Consider the following 18,806-nt stretch of genomic DNA (forward strand, 5'->3'; position numbering starts at 1 on the left):
GAAAATAAGCAAAACCTCCGTCGGTAAACAACAGGTTTCGTTTATTATGAAAAAAATCCATTCGTCAATAGGGTTTCATGCCTGTTTACACTATGCCTGGAAATGATATCGGAAAGGTCTGAAATTTGTTAACATAATCCCCGGATCATGTAAGATTTTCAGCTTTCCCTGTCGGAATTTTAATTGTATCTGTTACATTTTATTGACGAAAGTAATATTTTTGACCTGTTAGTCGATAGAAAATATCCTTTCAAAATCGGCTGTTATAAGGAAATGTTCATGAATGAATCTTTACCTCCCGGGTAGATTATCGCCCCTGAATCCCCACCTTTTCCAGTAAATCTTTCCCGGTATTTTACAGTAAAAACCCTCCTGGAAGCGATATCGGGCTGATAGCGTCTTTTTTTTTGCTCCGAAAACGAGCGGGCTTACATGGCAAATTTGTTGTAGCAGGAGGTTGGATTTTTTCAGTTGTATGCGAAGTCTGGATGATTTTTGTTGACTTTCCCCATTTTCCTTACCTCAAATATGGCAAAAAAAAAACGGGCGGTTGAGAGGATATGTTACCTTGGTAATCCTGTAAACCCGCCCTACCTTTGAAATATCAAACAACAAAAAAGATTAACATTACATATATGAAAAGCTTGCTCATCCTTACCGCCCTCCTGTTGACCGGATTCTTCTCACAAGCTCAAAACCTTTCTGCCTCATCTGATGAAAAACCGATTATGCTCGGTGTTTCCACCCTGGGAAATGAAGATAAAGTGGTAAGCTTCTACGAGCAGATTGAACAACAGACCGGAGAATTGAAAGAAGCCAGAAAAACTTATGTTGAAGCGCTTGCCAACGCGGAAACTGAGGAAGAAAAGGAAATGAATGAAGCCATTCTCTCCAGCATCGATCAAATGATCCGCACGAATCACCGGATTATGGAAGGCAGCATCACCATTCAGAGTATAGATTAAGTAAGTAATATCCCTTCTCAATTGCGCTTCAGCCACTCTACGGCCCGCAATATTTTTACATCCTTTTCCAGATCATAAAAATTGTCTCCGCCTTCTACATATTCATCTGGAATTACCGAATCACCTTCGTAAATATTTCCCAACCGGTCTGCATAAAAACTGATGGTCAGCTGAATTACAATATTTTCAGTGATGGGCTGCCAGGTTACGGTTGTGGTGTATCCTGAAGTTTCCTCGCCGATAAAGAAGGTTTTGGGTCTGTTTTTAAAAGAAATAGCCGTAATTTCTCCCGAACTGGAGGTTGCCGCACTGATCAGGACGACAACCGGAACGGTATCCAGCTGTAGGTAATTGTCCATTTTGGACAATTGATAGTCAGTCATCTGCCGGTCATCGATGTAGAGATTCTGGTCTTTGATGATCCAGTTTTCATTATAACCAGAAGATTTTTCAGCGAATGCCCCCACTTTGGTGTCCCCGTAAAAATCACATAATCCCGCCAGCATGGGATACATGGTTCCCCCACCATTGAGTCGAAGGTCAATGATCCAACCTTTGGGTTTGTTTTTTTGCTGGATGTCCAGGATCGTTTGTCTGATCTGCCAGGCATAGAGTGAATCCGCGGGCCCCATGATCAGGCCGGGGATTCTGATATAACCGAATTCTTCCTTTATGACCTGTCCCAAAACCGGTATTGCCGTTCTGCGGTATTGATCCAGAATGAGTGAATCAAAGACCATGGTGGAGGTTTTCCAGGGTTTGGACAAGCCATTGTAGGGTACATTGTTTACCCAGATTCTTCCGTGGAAGTCCTTTAGCTCTTTGAGGATCAGTTTCCCCGCAGCAATAATACCCTCTTCTTTGTGCAGGGCATAAATCTGCGGTTTGAGTTTTTCCCAGTTTACGCTATCTCGATTGACCGAGGAAGTCATGGCCAGGGTCAGGATACTATCGAGTGCAAAGGAATTATGTATTTGCGGCTGAGCAAAAATGGAAGCTGAGAAAATCAGAAAAACGGATAAAATCAGGCTCGTTTTCATTGTGTAGTTGATAATAAATTTTAAAACTTATCAGGAAGCAAATCCATCCGGCATTCGGGTTTCATGCCCGTTTACACTCAGCTTGCGGATGATATCGGCTCTGTCCGGAAATTGTTGAATCAATACTTCAGCATTTGCTCCTTCAAAACAGTTACCCGTAAAGCCGGGAGCCATCGTACAGCCAAATAATGCATACCGACCTCCCCCGATCAGACAACCTCCCTGCCAGACACCCGCAGGTACAACAAACTGTATTTCATGCCCCTTCGCAGGGTCACTACCCATGACAATTTCCCGGCTTGTGCCATTTTCATACAGCAGATAAAGAACCAGCGGATCGCCTCCGTAAAAATGCCAGATTTCGTCATGCGTTAGCCGGTGAAAACAAGACACACTCAGCGGTTTTTCGCAGTAAAAGCCGATCATCGCTGTGCCGAAAGGTGCGCCACTGGCAAATTCCCGGGCAGAGCGATAGGTGCTTTTAAACAGGGTTCCTTCTACCGGGAGTTTGTCGAATTGAAAATGTTCGGCAATAACCCGGGCATCGGGGTGCATATCTTCAGGGAGTGATGTTGAATGGCAAGGGTTTTGCATGGAATATTTTAGCCTCAATAGGAACAGTAGCTGAAAAATAATTATTTTTTCCCGAAGTTTGGGCTGATTCCTTGTAATTATTCCACCCATTACCGATTCCCCTATGAAAACTTCCTTTTCGCTTCTTTTGATTGGATTCCTCCTTTTCCCTGTGATACTTTTCTCCCAGACAGAAACACCGGAAATGCGCAAAACGGAAGAATCTGAACTTCCTTTCACCAAACCCAAAATCAAAAATATTGATGCCCTTGACCCCGTCAAATACCCGCTTAAAGCCGTTTCCAGGAAGATTGAAGGCGCGGTACGTGTAGAGGTAGAAGTGGATGAGGCGGGTAAATATGTGGCCCACAATATTGTAGAATCTGCGGATTCGCTTCTGTCAGCTGCAGTCGATCCCTATATTTCTCAGCTGAAGTTTGAACCTGCCAGAAGGGGAGAGCTGGCCGTTCCGGCTGTAATGGAGCTGTCCGTCATTTTCAACATCGAAAAGCGGGTTCCCATCAAAACAGAGATCAGAGTGAAGTACTGAATTTCTGGCTCATTTTATTACTAGTTTGTGAAAGCTGGTACTATTCCCCATTTGTAGTTTTAGCATATACAAACCTGGTGAAAGTGTGGAAATATCAATGGTCATTTGATCTGAAAATCCAGATTCTGATGCTGTTATTTTGCCCTGCAAATCTGTCACTTCAACTGATATTGGCCTAACAGGATACAATTGGGAAGAAATCCTGACGATATCATCAGCCGGGTTTGGCCAGATGGAAAATAAGGACTGCTGTTTAATCTGTTTTTCAATTCCAACACCTCCGGAGGCATCTGTATATTGCCACATATCCTGGCCAGTCTGATCATAATCGGCCGAAAAAAACAGGCTGTTGAGTACAGGATTGAATACCGTAAAGTTTAATCCAAACAGTGGATTGATAGCTGTATTACCCGGAGGACTAATCACATGCGTTTGTGCCGGATCACCGGCAGTTACAAACATCTGATTATCACCTATAGCTTCCAGAGCTACAAAATAAAGACTATCTCCGAAAGTAGTCATAGATGCCGGATTACTTCCGTCGGAGCCGGGAATAATATCGAGGTAAAGCTGGGTACCTGCTTCGGTCCCATCTGTATACCACAATTCATTTCCATGAGAATCATCATAGGCGGAAAAATACAGATGGCCCTGAAAATTCATATACCCTAATGGGTAGGCAGATGCACTACCGGTATGAATATCTTTAATTTGATACGTACCACCCGAAGTCCCGTCGGTTACCCACAATTCTTCTCCATGTGTGTCATCCTGTGCATTAAAATATACTTTTCCATTAAAGCCGTAAAATTCGCGTATCCCTGAGCCATCTGGCCCCGGATTTATATCTTTAAGAAATGTAGTTCCCTGCACGGTTCCATCAGAAACCCATAACTCAGCTCCGGTTCCGGCACTTTCTGCCGTAAAATATAGTTTTCCCTGATAAACATAAAAATTCCTTGGACCAGCGGATTGGTTACCGGTTGCATTTATATCCAGAAAGAGGTGTGTGCCGCCTGGGGTTCCGTCAGTTACCCATAATTCATTGCCTGTAGTTGGTTCATAGGCAGAGAAAAATAACTGATTTCCCAGTGCTGTAAAATTGTCTACAAATGAACCTGCTGCTCCGGGTGCAATATTTTTTACAAGGATAGTCCCGTTAGCTGTGCCATCGGTTTTCCATAACTCAGTTCCATTCAGGCTGTCCGTTGCCCTAAAAAACACTTCTCCATTGAAAAGGTATAACTGTTCGGGGACGGAAGAGCCTGAGCCTGGCCATATGTCCTTTAAGATGTTTGTACCTGCTGTTGTCCCATCAGAATGCCATAATTCAATTCCGTTTACCATATCTGCGTAAGTGCGTTCTGCTTTGAAAATCAAGTGATTATTCAAAGCCGTTAATTCATAGAAAAAGAGATTTCCACCAGCCTGGACTTTGCTTAGGACATGAGTACCCGCCGGCGTACCATCTGTTACCCAGATACCGCTGTTGGTATCGCCTACCGTAGCACAGGAAAAATAGGCCTTTTGTCCTATTTCGGTAAACTCCCCAAAATAGGCTGCGCCCTTAGAATTGAGATCAAAAGCCGTAAATTGTTGGCCAATCGCCATATGGAAAAGGCAAAATCCGAAGATTGTGAAAATGGTTTTCATAAAGTAATGAGTATTATAGGAGCTTGTGTTATTTTAGAATCTGTATGGTGGATCTAAACTTTCAGAAAGATAGGATACATTGTAGCAGCTGTCAATCCCGGATATTCGCTATGGAAAAGTCCCTGGTTTTTATACATCCGGGCTTTTCAGAATTGTGTTTTCCCGCAGATTCTTATGGTTGAAGTTTTTTGCTTAACATTGTATTTTGTAGCTGTAACAAAAACTTATGCAAACCCTAACGTCAGCGATAGCATTTTTCACCTTGCTACTATCTCAGTTTTTATTCCCCGCACAGGCTCAGACAGACCGGAGTTTCCGGGTGATGACCTTCAACATCCGGTTGAATATAGCTTCTGACAGCACCAATGCCTGGCCCCATCGTACTGACCTTGTCGAAAGTATGATCCGCTACCACGAAGCCGATCTTATTGGCGTTCAGGAAGCGCTCGAAAACCAGATGGTCGATCTCAAATCCATGCTGCCTGATTTCGGCGCACATGGAGTAGCCCGAGATACGAATCTGCAATGGGGAGAGTATTCTGCGATATTTTACCGGAAGAGCCGCTTCGACCTGGTCGAAGGCGCTACCTTCTGGCTTTCTGAAAGCCCCGAAATGGCCAGCCGTGGCTGGGATGCTGCCCTTAACCGGATTGTGACCTGGGCAAAATTCAGAGATCGCTTTACTGGTAAAATGTTTTTCCACTTTAATACTCATTTTGATCACAAGGGCGTAGAAGCGAGAGAAAACAGCGCCCGGCTGATCATGGACAAGATTGCTGAGTTGAATCCCGACAATCTTCCGGTCATTCTTAGTGGAGATTTTAACCTTACGCCGGCAGATTCTCCCTATTCAATTTTAACTTCAGACAACCCCGAAAAGAACCTTAAAGACTCTTTTTATGAGAGCCTGATCCCTCACCATGGACCGGAATCTACGTGGAGTGGGTTTCATTTTCCCGGAGAAGGGGACAAAAGGATTGATTATATATTCACCCGAAACCGTGTAGTTGTGCTCAAACACGCCACGCTTTCCGATTCGTGGTCTGGCCGTTATCCTTCCGACCACCTGCCGGTGATGGCGGAGGTTATGATCGACCCGGTGGTAGCATTGCCTCAGGCGCATTCTCACAATGACTATGAGCAGTCAAAGCCGCTCTGGGAAGCTCTGGAAAACGGGTTTGCAAGCATTGAAGCCGATATCTGGCTGATAGACAATAAATTGTATGTTTCTCACAACCGTCCGGTAATCACCCCTCGCTCACCTACGCTTGAGTCTTTATATCTGGAACCACTTTCCCGATTGGTAACTGAAAACCATGGCTGGGTATTTCCGGGGTATAATCAGCCTATACAGTTGCTGGTGGATTTCAAAAATGATGGTGAAGCTACCTATGCAAAGTTGAAAGAAGTATTGAGTAAATACGATTACCTGCTCCAACCGGGCAAAAATCGTCCGGTCGCTGTGCAGGTTGTCATATCAGGAGACCGTCCGGTAGCCACCATTGCTGCCGATAGCAGCCGTTTGGCGCGTATTGATGGGCGTCCGGAAGATTTGGGCGAATTGTACGAAACTTCTCTCGTGCCGCTGATCAGTCAAAGATACGGAATCGTGACTTCATGGAAAGGGAAAGACGAAATCCCGGCAGGAGAAATGGCTGCGATAAAAGCGCTCACAGACCAGGCACACCGGCAGGGAAAAAAAGTACGGCTGTGGGCGACACCTGAGGATGAGAAAGTTTGGACTGTATTGCTGGACGCTGGTGTGGACTATATAAATACCGATGATCCTGAAAGACTGAAAAAATTCCTCCTAAAATCGGAGTGATAATTGAAAAATGTCTATTTTACGCCCCACTACTAACTAATACTACCGAGGAATGAATTTTGGTACCATTGATTACATTGTATTTGCAGCCTATGGCGCGCTGATTATTTTTATCGGCCTGTGGGTGTCACGCGAAAAAGGTGGAAAAGAAAAAGATGCGGAGGACTACTTTCTTGCCGGAAAAACGCTGCCATGGTGGGCGATCGGGGCATCATTGATTGCGTCCAATATTTCTGCAGAACAATTTATCGGTATGTCGGGTTCCGGTTTCCGGCTGGGGTTAGCTATCGCTACCTACGAGTGGATGGCCGCTATCACCCTTCTGGTAGTGGCCTGGTTTTTTCTTCCGATCTTCCTGAAGAAAGGCATTTTTACTATGCCGCAGTTTTTGGAAGTTCGTTATGATAACCGGGTGAGAACACTGCTGGCTGTTTTCTGGCTGTCGGTGTTTGTTTTTGTCAACCTCACTTCTGTCTTGTATCTCGGTGCAAAAGCCATGGAGATCATTATGGGGGTTCCATTGGTTTACGGGATGATTGGACTGGCGCTATTTTCGATTATATATAGTGTCTATGGAGGGCTAAAGGCGGTAGCCTGGACAGATGTCGTACAAGTTGTATTTCTGATTGGTGGTGGATTGATGACCACTTATATCGCACTTGATGCTTATGGAGGAATCGGCAAACTGATGGGAGACTTTGGCGACCGGTTTAATATGATTCTTTTTGAAGGGGAATTGATATTTACAGATGATGCAGGCCAATCTCAGGACGCTTACAATCTTTTGCCCGGACTGAGTGTGTTGATCGGCGGAATGTGGATTGCGAATCTCTACTATTGGGGGTGTAATCAGTATATCATTCAGCGGGCCCTGGCAGCTAAAAATATCAAGGAAGCGCAGCGGGGGGTAGCATTTGCTGGTTATCTGAAACTGCTTCTCCCGATGATTGTGGTTATACCAGGCATTGTGGCTTTTGCCATGAAGGCGCCAATCGATAAGGCAGATGGCGCATATCCCTGGTTACTGGCTAACTTTGTGCCTTCCGGGTTTAAGGGGCTGGCTTTTGCTGCGCTTGCTGCGGCGATTGTTTCTTCGCTTGCATCTATGATGAACAGCACATCTACCATCTTCACGATGGACCTGTATAAGCCGTATATTAAAAAAGATGCTTCTCAAAAGGAATTGGTGCTGGTGGGCCGTATCGTAGCATTTGTAGCTATGCTGGTAGCAGGTCTTGTGGCTTATCCCCTGATGGGTAAAAGTGATCAGGTATTTCAGAATATCCAAAACTGGACAGGTCTGGTAAGTCCGGGCGTACTAGCCGTATTTATTATGGGCTTGTTTTATAAAAAAGCTACGGCTAATTCAGCCCTGGTATCCGCACTGTTAAGTGTTCCGCTTTCCTTCGCGATTAATGCGTGGCTTCCTTCTATACCGTTTATGAACCGTATGGGTATCGTATTCCTGATATCGCTGGTTTTGATTGTGGTAATCTCCAGGCTCGAAGGAAAGGGAGAAGATTCTCCTAAAGCGATTGTACACAGCGAAGTCGTAAGAGAGAAAGATCCTGTTTTTACTGCCGCAGCAACAGGTATCATACTGATTACAACGATGTTGTACGCTTATTTCTGGTAACAGATTTAGATGTGGTTGGTGCCAAAAATGCCTTCAAGTTCACCTGAGAATAATTTTTCAAGATCCTGAAGGGAAATCGGCTTTATCAAGTAGCCGGAAAGCAGCGATAAATTTTTTGCATGCTCAATATCTGCCTGATTGATAGAAGAACTCACCATGAAGATGGTGATTTGTTTGGAAAAATTGGCTTTGATGGAAGCAAACTCTTCCAAAAACTGCCAGCCATCAAGTACCGGCATGTTCATGTCAAGTAAAATAAGGTCAGGGACTTCAGATACGTGAGGAAGGTAATCGCTAAAAAAGTTGAGGGCTTCTCTGCCATTAGAAAAGATCATCAGGTTTTTGCATAGTTTTTTAATTTCGATGAGGCGTTTTAAACCAAAAATAAAGATGTCATCGTCATCAATAATGCACGCAATTTCAAAGTGTTTTTTTTGCATCAAAAATAAATTTTAAAAGTGGAGCCATGTCCGGGTTCACTTTCCCATGTAATACTACCCCCCAATGCTTCAACTTGATTTTTGGTCATAAATAGTCCGAGGCCTTTGGCATCAGGGTTGCCGTGAAAAGTTTTATACATTCCGAATACTTTTTTTCCATGCGTTTTCATGTCTAAGCCTATCCCATTATCCTTAATGATAAGTACCGGCCGCCCACCTTCCAGTTTTGTAGATATATGGATGATTGGTGCTCTTCGGCTGTGGCGGTACTTGATCGCATTGGAAACAAGATTATAAAATATACTTTCCATATATGCCGGAACAGAAGCGATCGTCTGGTATTGACTAAAGTCGGTATTAATGGTTGCTTTACTGGATTGAATCTGGTATTCTATACTTTTCAGCACTCTGCTCAATGTCTCCGGAAGATCGATTTCTTCTTTCTGTTCCTGAATGCCATACTTAATCTTAACCACCTTGTTGAGGGATTCGATTGACTCATTGAGATTGTTGAAATTTTGTTTAATCTTTGAAAAGATCTCCGTGCGGGAGTCTTCATCGGGCAGCGATTCATATAGTCCGATCAGCATTCCGAAATTGCTGGTATGGGAACGAAGATTATGAGAGATAATGTGGGCAAAATCCAGCAGCCGTGTGTTTTGTTCATTGATTACATCAATGGAGTTTTTCAAGCGGATTTCCTTCTTCTTTTTCTCGTCGATATCGAGAATCGTACCGTACATTCTCACTGGCTTGTCATCTTCATTCCACTCTGCCCGACCGGATGTCTGTATCCATTTATAGATGCCCTTTCCCGTCTGCATTCGTATGTCCAATATGTATTTCTCTTTTTTTTCCAGGTGTGTCTCCAACGCCTGAGAGACCATTTCTATATCATTGGGATGGAGGAGGTTGATAAAGGTACTGTAGGAAGGTGTTATTTCATTTGGCTGATAGTCGAGGATATGGAAAAATTTATCGGACCACCATTCCTGCCCCGTAAGGATATTCCATTCCCAGACCCCTGCATCAATTCCTTCCAGAATAAGATTAATGGTTTTATTGGTCTTTAACTCCCGCTCCTCTGCCTTTACCAAAAGGGTAATATCTCGGATCGTACAATAGAGCAGTTGATTTTCTGCATCCGGGAAAACATTCCATTCAAAATAGACATAGGTTCCGTCCTTTTTTCGGTAACGGTTGACAAATCCTATGGTAGTAATCGACCGGTCAGCCAGTTTTTTCGCCTCATTTAAGGTACTTTCCACATCGTCCGGATGTACAAAATCCATATAAGGTCGTCGCAGCAATTCTTCATTACTATGCCCCAGAATATTGGAAAAGGCGGGATTGATTAATTTGAAATACCCGTCAAATCCCGCTACACATGCAGGGTCAATCGAAAACTGAAACAATTTTTCGATATGTTTCTGGATAACCTCTTTTCCCGATATGCCATTTTCGGAAAATGTTGAGACTGGGAACACATTGTTCGGTTCCATAGGGATAATATTGTGATCCGGGTATTTCTAAAAGGTCTGATAATTTTGGCTGAAATCATTCTCTAAATTTGAAACTTTCTTACAGGTATCAATGCAGCGGTTTTGTACGTATAACCGTCGTAAGGGTAACTGTTCAATTTAATTGTTGTTAACCATGAAATTATTGAAGTATTTTTTTCCCTTAATCCTGGTTTTCCTTACAGGATGCTCCCAAAAAGAGGAGGTTCCGCCTATCTCTGATAATGAAGTTTCTATTCGGTTTGAGCAAAAAATATCTCTCCCATCCAAGGGTTTGGCCATACAGTTTGCCTCTGTAGAGACCGATTCCCGCTGCCCTACGGGCGTAGAGTGTATCTGGGAAGGAGAAGTTTTGGTGAAATTGAGCGTCTCGCTGACAGATCAGGAGCCGGTTGGTATAACGTTGGGATTGAGTTCCCGCCCTGAAGTGCAAAAAATGGTAACGATCGGCGATCATACGATAGAACTCATAGCCGTAAATCCATATCCGGTATATGGCAAGAAGGTTCCTTACAAAGATTATGAAATTGTGGTGAAGGTAATCTGATGTGTTGCCTGATAGAAAAGTTTGCTTTTGTAAACCAGCTGACGACTTTTTCTGTGAATGGAGGCTATATTTGTCCCCAAAGTTTCCTGAATGCAAAAGCTTATATCCTTTTCTTTTCCCTTTGTTTTCCTGTTTGGATGCCTTTCCTCAGAGAATACTAACAAAAATGATCCGCAATGGATTATTGACCAGGCTATTAAAGCCTATGGCGGTGAAAAATTTTCTCATGCAGAAATTGCCTTTACCTTCCGGGATCGTGCATATATCTCTATCCGAAACGGTGGTGATTATCAGTACGAGAGACTTTTTGAGGAAAATGGCGATTCTGTAAGAGATGTGCTAAATAATCAGGGTTTCTATCGCGAGATCAATCAAGTGCGCACAGAAATCCCTGATTCTATGGCGGTAAAATATTCCAATTCCGTCAACTCAGTAATTTATTTTTCTGTTTTACCTTTTGGACTCAACGACCCTGCCGTCAGAAAAAAATACCTGGCTCAGGTTCAGATAAAAGATATTTCCTATCATAAGATAGAAGTATCCTTTGACCAGGAGGGTGGGGGAGAAGACTTTAATGACTTGTTTGTGTATTGGTTCAGAACCGACAACTTCCGAATGGATTATTTTGCTTACCGATATTATACGGAAGAAGGGGGGATACGCTTTCGGGAAGCCTATAATACACGCACCGTGGGGGGGCTTGTCTTTTCAGATTATATCAATTACCAGGCAGACCCTGAGAAATTTTCCGTAGAGGAAACGGATCGCCTGTTTGAGGAAAACAAGCTGGAACCGCTCTCCCGAATCGAATTGGAGCAGGTAGTCGTTCACTAGGCGGGCTGAGATTGAGCCCGGTTTGCTTCTTTTCTTCAGGAAATCTTTATCTTCCGGCATGAAAAGAGCAGTTTGCCTGATCCTTTTATTATTGGGCGTATATTCTCTCTACAGTCAATGGGTAAGTTCAGCGCGTTTGGGCGGGACTGTCGGATTGTCTGTACAATTGGGTACAACCATCAACCGGCTGGGAATCTCCGCCAGTGGGTACTACCTGTCTGATTTTGTGCAGGTAAATCTTCAACTCAGAGGATTTTACAGTATTACAGACTTGGGGCCGCGGCCTGCGCTTCCAGGATGGGAGGCTCAGATTTCGGCAGGTGCATTATTAGGTTTCGGGCCCAATCGTCATACCCAAAGCCCTTTCCTCAACCCGTTAAGTAACCAGACAGGTAGGCAATATGCCATTGCCTATGCCTATAATCTTTATTTTGATCAGCGAAAAACCTCTCAGCGCACGGGAACCGTAGGCTTTCATATCGGCAAGTTCTTCGCAGCTTCGGAAAATGATGCGCTAACCGGTGAACTTGTCGACAAATTCAGAACTGCAAGCCTTGTTTTTCTTTACAGAATTGATAGTCTGACCATAGGACTCAATACCCTGATGTGGACCGGCGACAGCCGCGACCCCAATGTAAAAAAGGTCCGGCATTCAGATTATCCCGGAAGATTTGGGTATAAGGACCTTAGGGATGTGCAGTATGGACATTTCTCCCATGGCATACAAACCTTGCAGGTGCAGTATGCGCTTCCATATGGGCAGATTGCCCAGGCAAATCTGGGAGTGGATTCGGAGTATGTCAGGCATTTTTTTCAAAATCGTCTGATTCACGATATGTATTTTGTGCCTTTAAAGTGGAATAAAAGCAAAAATCCGCAGTACCCTATGCTGGATACCGAAGGATTGCCATACTTGTATCTTCCTGGACAAAAGGTAAAACCTGCACGACTTTTTTTTAATGCAAGTATGAATCCCGGACTTTTCTACTAGTAGGGTTTGTCGGCGGTTTCGCGGTTTTTGACAGGCGCAGCGTAGATTTGTAAAAGCTGATTACGGAGAAGTTCAGGCGGGCCTTTCATCTCATTGAGCCGGCTATCGAGGTAAGTGAGAAATTTATCTTTGTCTGCACCGGAATACTCCTTTTCATACCTGCAGCTGTTTTCCTGTATATCGAGGGCAATATAATTGTTGGGCCAAAGTCTGAAAATCCGGTATATATGGCTGTCAATGAGATCACAAAGCGCCTTCACCCAGTCATTGCGATTCGCTATATCATCGAGTTTGTCAAGTTGGTCATTGATCAGAGGCGCAAAGGCCATATGTACACGCCCTTTATAATCTCTGATTCCTTTGATCATGCTGAGTTTGTCGTCTTTTTCGTAGGGAAGTCCCTGTTGAATATGCACAAGTTCTTCCGCTTTCAGATAATCGCAAGGCTCAAACTCATAGGAAAGTGCCATGGGTACGATATTCAGCTCACGAAAACTGGCTTTCAAATCATTCGTCCCTGTGATATGGAGCATTTTCATCAATCCCGTATGCGTCCGGTCATCCCCATCTTTGGTACGTCCGCTTTTCTGTGCCAGCCAGATGGACTCACCGCCTTGTATGATCGTGCGAATATAGGCAGAAAGTCTTTCCGAGTATTGATACAACTGGTTTCGGGGAACATCCCGGTGTACAACAAAACTTTTGTTGAGCTTCATGAGGTCTGTGACCAATGGCGATACCATGAGGTTATTACCTATGGCAATCTGTGTGGTTTCAAATCCCTGCTCAAACAAAAATGTATTGAGGAAAGCCGAGTCGAGAATGATATCTCTGTGATTGGAAAGATATAGGGTTGGTCTTTTCGGATCGAGATATTCTATCCCTGAAACTGTCAGCCCGTCAGTGCTTTCTGCACTTACGCCTTTCATGGCGCGGTAGATATATTGCCTTTGAAACTCTCTGGATGAATGAATTTGCTTAAAGCTTTCCGCGACCTCTTCTCCCGACATTTCAGGAAAAAGGTATGCCATCAGCATATAGAAGGATGGCTTTGTGGTAAGTCTTTGGAGGACTTCGTTGATTTCCTCGTCAAAATAAGGGCGAATCTCATGGAATCGCTGGTCAAATTCGGGCATGTGGCAAATATAGAAAAAATTATGATCACTCGTTTCATATACCCCTTGTGACGATGGGTAGGAAAACTTTAGAAATTAAAACCAATATCTGCGCCAATCATAAAAGCAGATAACCCGTCTGAGCGGGAGTACGTTGCATAGCGTAAGTCTATACTTTTCAATTGTCCGGTGCGCCCATTCTTCTGTTGAAATTTGACGATACCGTAAACCGGCGAAAAACTCATACCTAAGCCATACTTATGACTATGGAATGCCGAAAGGTCAAAGTCGGAAGTATAATAGTCTTCTGTGATCAAGTGTTGGCCGTATTCACTAAAATACCGAGCAGACGATTGAATATGAAAACGGTAAAATGGATAAAAAGAAAAGAAAGGCCCAATTTTGACAGGCATCTCAAGGCTGGTAGTATGTGCCAGAATCGAGAAGCTGTCCAAATAAAAGCGGTAATAAAACCGAAGAATAAGAAAATCAGCTGCATAATAGTTTAGCCGAATTCCCAATGGGTATTTGAGCCTTAACAGTGGTAGTTTTTCGATTTTGGGTAAAGATTCCCCCTGAAAATATACCCGGTGAAAGGGGGTTGACAATAAGCCATTTTGGACAACCACTTCACTTGAAAAAGATGCCTGAAGTCTTGGGTTGATAACCTGAGACCAGGTAGCTGCAAGATTAAATGACCTGCGTTTGTCTGTAGGAACCATTGCCAATCCCGGCGCTCTTAGTTCTTCCGGAAAAATCACAACCCACCGGTCAAAATATGCCTGTGCCTGAAGGGCAATTTCCCGATTGCCATCACTGCTCGTGTGAGACCAGCGGGCAGTAACAAACGAGGAAATATAGTCTGACTCTATGGATCCGCCTCCCGATACGCCCCAGGACTGCCGGTTGGCCGGACGATCTCTGTCAAATCCCATTACAAGTACTGCCCGGCTATCTTTTTGAGAAGCAGAAGAAACATAGGTATCGATTTTGTCAGTGGAGGCGCTGGTATAATGATTGACGGTAAATGATGTGTTGATTCGGGTAATTGTGTCCAGGGGTACCTGTATCACCACCTTTCCTGAAAGATCTTCGAGTTCTTCTGTTCCCAGCCCTCCGGTTACCGCAGAGTGGTTTCCGTCCTGTGAGTAGTAGTTAAATAAAAAATCTACGTCGATCGGCTGTGTTGTTAAAAATACAGCATTTGCAGCAGAATCCTTCGGCGATTGACCCTGCATTACCATCGGCAGCCAGCCTGTCAGGGCGATCAGCCATATTTTCCAATGAGACATCAACTACAGATTATGAATTAATTACAACCGCATCCACCGCCTACTTTTCCTCCGTTGGCCCCGGCAGATCCTTCGCGGTACGATTCGAAATTGGTTTCGTAAAACTCAAGCTTTCTGGCTGAAAGCTCCATATCCTGATCGTTGAGATACATTTTCTGATAGGGTTTTACAGAAACACAACCTGAAATTCCAACGCATGTCAGGAATATTATTATTACCAAAAACCTGATGGGCATGATTGGGCATTTGTTTTTCATAGCTAGTTTTTTTTCTATTGTCCGATAATCAGCTGGGGTGTTTCCCCGGATTGTGGTTGTTCGTGGTAAAAATACATTTTCAGGCTCTCTGATTTCAAAATTTCATCTTTGTCATTGATCATCATACATTCTACCCCTTTCAACTGGTTGATCAGTGCCATACCCTCTTTTTCTCCCATCACAAATACTGCTGTAGCAAGTGCATCTGCCAATTCTGCGTCTGCACAAATAATGGTTACACTTTGCAGTCCGCTTACCGGCCAGCCGGTTTTGGGGTTAATGATATGAGCATATTTTTTACCATTCAGAATAACATACCGCTCATAATCACCGGAGGTTACCACGGCCATATTATTGATTTCCATCCATGCGACCAGTTGGTTACGGGCTTTGGGATTGGCGATTCCTACACGCCAGCCGTTGGGCCCGGGGCTTTTTCCCCAACAGATGAGATCGCCTCCCGCATTCACGAGTCCGCCGGTTGCTCCCCTTTGTTGCATGATCGTTTTGGCCTGATTGGCTGCATATCCCTTACCAATTCCGCCAAATCCCATTTTCATACCCGCTTCAGATAAGAAAATGGAAGTATCTGAAGGATTAACGACAATTTTTTGATAATCAATTTTGGCTACAGAACGGGCGATTTCCTCTTTTGAGGGAAGCGTTTTCATTGAGCCGTCAAATTTCCAGATGCGATCAGCTGAAGCAAATGTTATGTCAAATGCACCGCCGGTCAGCGCCGATACTTTATTACTCCTGCGAATCAGCGTGAATAATTCCTGCGAAACCTTGACCGGCTGTTTGCCGGCCTGGCGATTGATTTCGCTGGTTTGAGATGCCGAATCCCATTCCGAAATCAAATCCTCAATTCGGCTGATTTCTTCAATAGCCAGATCTACGGATTCCCGGGCGGTCGAATCATCATTGGCTATTGCTGTAATTTCAAACCTCGATCCCATAAGAATCAGTTCTCTGGAGAAGGTTGCGGTTTGTCCGGAGGAATCGGTATTCCACCAGAAAAATATACAAAGGAGAGAAAAAATGCAGCGTACATTCATGGCATTTCCTTCTTTACGGGAAAGTTAAATAATCCATATGCTAAAGGCAAAGTTGACCCCTACGGTATAAATATGATGCCCGGATCCCTTATTTGCTTCGGGACGTGTTGTGATGATCATTTGGGAATAATGGGGATAGACCGAAAAATCCCAGTTTTCGCTGAGGTGAAACACATGCCGGATTCCTATATCGTAGAAGTATTTGTATTTGAAATAGGCTTTTTGGGGATGTGTCGTTTTTACAAAAAATGTACCTGTGGACAGGGTTGGTGTAAAGGAAAAAGACTTATTATGATAGAGATTGTACCCCCCCATGAGGAATACAGAGAAAATCGGCATGGCATTTCCGTCTGAAATACGGTAGCGGGTCCCCGTACGTCGTCGGTCTGCTGATGAGATCATAATATTGTCTCTGAGAGAGCTGAATCCTACCCCGGCAGATACATAAAATTGCCGACTTCGGTAGTCGAGGGTAAAACCACTTTGGAACATAGCAGATAAATGCGTACGGTCGTATCCCTCATGCCATGTTGGAAGCGTATCATTGAATCCCTTGTCGTAAATCCACCATCCGGCAGCCATGCCCCCACTGGTTCCAACTCCCCACGTATTCATCATATGTTGAGCGAATCCTTTTGGGGGAGAAAGGAGAGCGATGAAGGCAATTGCAGGCAGGTAAACCGGGAGATACCGAATCAACGTGAGGAGATTAAATTTGAAAGATATTGGACAAAGGTCTGTGGTTGATTAGTCGTATAACCGGTATGATCGATCACTTCTCCTTTTGGGCTAAGCAAAACCACCATAGGGAAAATGCCCTGAGGATTATATTTTTCGGCTAACCGCTCATTCCGAAAGGCAATGGCATCGGGGAGCCGGTTTTTTTTGTAACGAGGGAAATCCAGATTGAGAAGAACGAGCTGCCGGGCGGCAAATTCGCAAAAAGCAGGATGATCGAGCACTTCTTTTTTGAGTTTGATACATGGTTTGCACCAGTCCGAGCCAGAAAATACCATCAGCACAGATTTATTTTCAGTAGCAGCAATCTGCATTGCGGTTTCAAAGTCATAATACCATACGGCCGTATCGGTTTGAGCCTGGAGGGAAGTAAAAAGTGGAAATAATAGAAAAAGAAGGCGCTTCATAATAAAAAATCAGAACAACTATTTTAACCGAGTGGAAGCACGAACCATGAGATCCGTTTTTAATACAACGGTTTTAAAAGAAAAAGGTATATTATTTTTATTAGCGTTTATTTCTTCCAGTAGCAAGGTTGTGGCTGTTTGTCCCATTTCATGACTGGGCTGAGCGACAGAGGTGAGGGGCGGAGCAATGATTGAGGCTATCAGCCAGTCGCTGAAACCAGCGATTGCTAAATCCTCGGGTATTTTTAATCCAGCATCACGGGCTGTAACCAGGGCCCCCAGCGCCACCATATCGGTAACAGCAAAAATAGCATCAGCCGGGTTGTCGGAAGAAATAACCTGATGACAGAATCTTTGGCCCTCTTCAAAAGATATATCTTCACAGGCAAAGACCAGTGATTCATCATAAGGGATACCATAGTCTGCGAGCGCCTGTTTATACCCTTCAAACCGGTTAAAGGATGTATAGGCAATCAGGGGCCCCCGAAAGTGTGCGATCCGCTTACAGCCCTGGAGGATCATGTGCTCGACGGTAGTATAAGCACCCATAAAATCATCGACGACGACTTTGGAAGCATCTTTAAATTCCTCGATTGGCACCTTGTCAAAAAATACCACCGGGATGCCCAGGTCTTTAAATTCTGTAAAATGATCAAAGGATTTAGTTTCATGAGCGATAGATACCAGCACCCCGTCAACTCTGCTTGTAAGGAGGGCCTGCGCATCTGCGACTTCTTTTTCAAAGGATTCGTTGGATTGGCAGATCATTACACGGTATCCCTCCTGATAAGCGATGTCCATGATTCCATTTATGACAGAGGAAAAAAAATGACTGACAATATCCGGGATAATCACGCCGATAATTTTTGATTCCCGTTTACGGAGGCCGGCAGCGAGTGTATTGGGCCGGTAGTGAAGTTTTTCGGCAAGTGCAATAACTTTTTGTTTGGTCTCATTAGAGATGTCGGGATAATCTTTCAGTGCACGGGAAACTGTCGCGGTACTGATTCCTAATTCTTTTGCGAGGTCTGCGAGTGTGATTTGCCGTTTTTGCATAAATTTTTTCAAGTAGCCTGAGATCAAAGATGAATTTGCGTTTTTTTTTCAGAAAAAGATAAGATTTTTCTTTAACGAAAAGGATTACGTAATCGATTTCGGCAAATTCATTGTAAACAACAGGTTGTGATATGCTTGATTCGTATATAAAAAATCGCAATCTTTAAAATCTAAAACTCAAACAATATCAGTTCGCGAAAGTTTTATTGTTGTTTTTGACTACTACACTCAACCCTTAACGATTAAAAAAATTTGGCTGAAAGACTACCAAACTACTTAGAAGCGTATCTCTTCCCCTCCTCAGAGATT

The 18,806-nt window shown here is 43.8% G+C and carries 19 protein-coding genes; 7 read left to right on the forward strand and 12 right to left on the reverse strand.

Features of this window, described 5'->3' with window-relative positions:
* The first annotated feature begins 635 nt into the window (after positions 1 to 635).
* The gene (locus tag R3D00_13345; GenBank protein MEZ4774162.1) at positions 636 to 965 is read left to right on the forward strand and encodes a hypothetical protein; all 330 of its coding nucleotides are present in this window, start codon (positions 636 to 638) and stop codon (positions 963 to 965) included.
* A gap of 17 nt (positions 966 to 982) precedes the next feature.
* Here R3D00_13345 and R3D00_13350 read toward each other — a convergent pair whose 3' ends face one another.
* The gene (locus tag R3D00_13350) at positions 983 to 2,005 is read right to left on the reverse strand and encodes a S41 family peptidase (GenBank protein ID MEZ4774163.1); all 1,023 of its coding nucleotides are present in this window, start codon (positions 2,003 to 2,005) and stop codon (positions 983 to 985) included.
* A gap of 30 nt (positions 2,006 to 2,035) precedes the next feature.
* Positions 2,036 to 2,599 (reverse strand): cupin domain-containing protein, encoded by a 564-nt coding sequence (locus R3D00_13355; protein MEZ4774164.1) that lies wholly within the window; start codon positions 2,597 to 2,599, stop codon positions 2,036 to 2,038.
* A 103-nt stretch (positions 2,600 to 2,702) separates the two neighbouring features.
* On the opposite strand from R3D00_13355, the gene R3D00_13360 reads away from it, so the two are divergent.
* A complete protein-coding gene (locus tag R3D00_13360; GenBank protein ID MEZ4774165.1) occupies positions 2,703 to 3,128 on the forward strand; it encodes a TonB family protein in 426 nt (141 codons plus the stop codon).
* 9 nt (positions 3,129 to 3,137) lie between these two features.
* Here R3D00_13360 and R3D00_13365 read toward each other — a convergent pair whose 3' ends face one another.
* A complete protein-coding gene (locus R3D00_13365) occupies positions 3,138 to 4,781 on the reverse strand; it encodes a T9SS type A sorting domain-containing protein (GenBank protein ID MEZ4774166.1) in 1,644 nt (547 codons plus the stop codon).
* A 226-nt stretch (positions 4,782 to 5,007) separates the two neighbouring features.
* Here R3D00_13365 and R3D00_13370 point away from each other — a divergent pair, with 226 nt between their 5' ends.
* A complete protein-coding gene (locus tag R3D00_13370; protein ID MEZ4774167.1) occupies positions 5,008 to 6,606 on the forward strand; it encodes an endonuclease/exonuclease/phosphatase family protein in 1,599 nt (532 codons plus the stop codon).
* 52 nt (positions 6,607 to 6,658) lie between these two features.
* On the forward strand, positions 6,659 to 8,242 hold the full coding sequence (locus tag R3D00_13375; GenBank protein ID MEZ4774168.1) for a sodium/sugar symporter: 1,584 nt from the start codon (positions 6,659 to 6,661) through the stop codon (positions 8,240 to 8,242).
* A 5-nt stretch (positions 8,243 to 8,247) separates the two neighbouring features.
* Here the strand turns inward: R3D00_13375 and R3D00_13380 are convergent, their stop codons facing one another.
* Both R3D00_13380 and R3D00_13385 read right to left on the reverse strand, forming a co-directional pair.
* A complete protein-coding gene (locus tag R3D00_13380; protein MEZ4774169.1) occupies positions 8,248 to 8,682 on the reverse strand; it encodes a response regulator in 435 nt (144 codons plus the stop codon).
* Complete coding sequence (locus tag R3D00_13385) at positions 8,682 to 10,184, reverse strand: PAS domain-containing protein (protein ID MEZ4774170.1); 1,503 nt, start codon at positions 10,182 to 10,184, stop codon at positions 8,682 to 8,684. The genes R3D00_13380 and R3D00_13385 overlap by 1 nt, the downstream gene beginning before the upstream one ends.
* A 154-nt stretch (positions 10,185 to 10,338) precedes the next feature.
* Between R3D00_13385 and R3D00_13390 the strand changes: the two genes are divergently transcribed.
* From R3D00_13390 to R3D00_13400, 3 genes are all read left to right on the forward strand, one after another.
* Positions 10,339 to 10,749, forward strand: a complete 411-nt coding sequence (locus tag R3D00_13390) for a hypothetical protein (GenBank protein MEZ4774171.1) — start codon at positions 10,339 to 10,341, stop codon at positions 10,747 to 10,749.
* 90 nt (positions 10,750 to 10,839) lie between these two features.
* Entirely contained in the window at positions 10,840 to 11,583 is a 744-nt protein-coding gene (locus R3D00_13395) for a DUF6503 family protein (GenBank protein MEZ4774172.1), read from the forward strand.
* A 58-nt stretch (positions 11,584 to 11,641) separates the two neighbouring features.
* Complete coding sequence (locus tag R3D00_13400) at positions 11,642 to 12,574, forward strand: polymorphic toxin type 23 domain-containing protein (GenBank protein MEZ4774173.1); 933 nt, start codon at positions 11,642 to 11,644, stop codon at positions 12,572 to 12,574.
* On the opposite strand, the gene R3D00_13405 is transcribed toward R3D00_13400, so the two are convergent.
* The 7 genes from R3D00_13405 to R3D00_13435 all read right to left on the reverse strand — a co-directional run bounded on the left by R3D00_13405 (position 12,571) and on the right by R3D00_13435 (position 18,497).
* Complete coding sequence (locus tag R3D00_13405; protein ID MEZ4774174.1) at positions 12,571 to 13,710, reverse strand: 1-acyl-sn-glycerol-3-phosphate acyltransferase; 1,140 nt, start codon at positions 13,708 to 13,710, stop codon at positions 12,571 to 12,573. The genes R3D00_13400 and R3D00_13405 overlap by 4 nt on opposite strands.
* Before the next feature lie 68 nt (positions 13,711 to 13,778).
* Complete coding sequence (locus R3D00_13410) at positions 13,779 to 14,981, reverse strand: DUF3570 domain-containing protein (protein ID MEZ4774175.1); 1,203 nt, start codon at positions 14,979 to 14,981, stop codon at positions 13,779 to 13,781.
* Positions 14,982 to 14,998: 17 nt separating this feature from the next.
* A complete protein-coding gene (locus tag R3D00_13415) occupies positions 14,999 to 15,217 on the reverse strand; it encodes a DUF4266 domain-containing protein (GenBank protein ID MEZ4774176.1) in 219 nt (72 codons plus the stop codon).
* A gap of 35 nt (positions 15,218 to 15,252) precedes the next feature.
* Positions 15,253 to 16,296, reverse strand: a complete 1,044-nt coding sequence (locus R3D00_13420; GenBank protein ID MEZ4774177.1) for an FAD:protein FMN transferase — start codon at positions 16,294 to 16,296, stop codon at positions 15,253 to 15,255.
* A 24-nt stretch (positions 16,297 to 16,320) separates the two neighbouring features.
* Positions 16,321 to 16,995, reverse strand: coding sequence for a hypothetical protein (locus R3D00_13425; GenBank protein MEZ4774178.1), 675 nt, complete (start codon positions 16,993 to 16,995; stop codon positions 16,321 to 16,323).
* Entirely contained in the window at positions 16,992 to 17,441 is a 450-nt protein-coding gene (locus R3D00_13430; protein MEZ4774179.1) for a thioredoxin family protein, read from the reverse strand. The genes R3D00_13425 and R3D00_13430 overlap by 4 nt, the downstream gene beginning before the upstream one ends.
* An 18-nt stretch (positions 17,442 to 17,459) precedes the next feature.
* The gene (locus tag R3D00_13435; protein MEZ4774180.1) at positions 17,460 to 18,497 is read right to left on the reverse strand and encodes a LacI family DNA-binding transcriptional regulator; all 1,038 of its coding nucleotides are present in this window, start codon (positions 18,495 to 18,497) and stop codon (positions 17,460 to 17,462) included.
* Positions 18,498 to 18,806 lie beyond the last annotated feature (309 nt).

The sequence above is a fragment of the Bacteroidia bacterium genome (genome assembly GCA_041391665.1).
GTDB lineage: Bacteria > Bacteroidota > Bacteroidia > J057 > J057 > JAGQVA01.

Bases quoted from the DNA above. Each gene is read 5' to 3' on its own strand.
- R3D00_13415 (MEZ4774176.1), bottom strand. From the start codon at position 15,217: ATGCCCATCAGGTTTTTGGTAATAATAATATTCCTGACATGCGTTGGA.
- R3D00_13360 (MEZ4774165.1), top strand. From the start codon at position 2,703: ATGAAAACTTCCTTTTCGCTTCTTTTGATTGGATTCCTCCTTTTCCCT.
- R3D00_13365 (MEZ4774166.1), bottom strand. From the start codon at position 4,781: ATGAAAACCATTTTCACAATCTTCGGATTTTGCCTTTTCCATATGGCG.
- R3D00_13435 (MEZ4774180.1), bottom strand. From the start codon at position 18,497: ATGCAAAAACGGCAAATCACACTCGCAGACCTCGCAAAAGAATTAGGA.
- R3D00_13345 (MEZ4774162.1), top strand. From the start codon at position 636: ATGAAAAGCTTGCTCATCCTTACCGCCCTCCTGTTGACCGGATTCTTC.
- R3D00_13405 (MEZ4774174.1), bottom strand. From the start codon at position 13,710: ATGCCCGAATTTGACCAGCGATTCCATGAGATTCGCCCTTATTTTGAC.
- R3D00_13430 (MEZ4774179.1), bottom strand. From the start codon at position 17,441: ATGAAGCGCCTTCTTTTTCTATTATTTCCACTTTTTACTTCCCTCCAG.
- R3D00_13420 (MEZ4774177.1), bottom strand. From the start codon at position 16,296: ATGAATGTACGCTGCATTTTTTCTCTCCTTTGTATATTTTTCTGGTGG.
- R3D00_13385 (MEZ4774170.1), bottom strand. From the start codon at position 10,184: ATGGAACCGAACAATGTGTTCCCAGTCTCAACATTTTCCGAAAATGGC.
- R3D00_13390 (MEZ4774171.1), top strand. From the start codon at position 10,339: ATGAAATTATTGAAGTATTTTTTTCCCTTAATCCTGGTTTTCCTTACA.
- R3D00_13355 (MEZ4774164.1), bottom strand. From the start codon at position 2,599: ATGCAAAACCCTTGCCATTCAACATCACTCCCTGAAGATATGCACCCC.
- R3D00_13350 (MEZ4774163.1), bottom strand. From the start codon at position 2,005: ATGAAAACGAGCCTGATTTTATCCGTTTTTCTGATTTTCTCAGCTTCC.
- R3D00_13410 (MEZ4774175.1), bottom strand. From the start codon at position 14,981: ATGTCTCATTGGAAAATATGGCTGATCGCCCTGACAGGCTGGCTGCCG.
- R3D00_13370 (MEZ4774167.1), top strand. From the start codon at position 5,008: ATGCAAACCCTAACGTCAGCGATAGCATTTTTCACCTTGCTACTATCT.
- R3D00_13375 (MEZ4774168.1), top strand. From the start codon at position 6,659: ATGAATTTTGGTACCATTGATTACATTGTATTTGCAGCCTATGGCGCG.
- R3D00_13395 (MEZ4774172.1), top strand. From the start codon at position 10,840: ATGCAAAAGCTTATATCCTTTTCTTTTCCCTTTGTTTTCCTGTTTGGA.
- R3D00_13380 (MEZ4774169.1), bottom strand. From the start codon at position 8,682: ATGCAAAAAAAACACTTTGAAATTGCGTGCATTATTGATGACGATGAC.
- R3D00_13400 (MEZ4774173.1), top strand. From the start codon at position 11,642: ATGAAAAGAGCAGTTTGCCTGATCCTTTTATTATTGGGCGTATATTCT.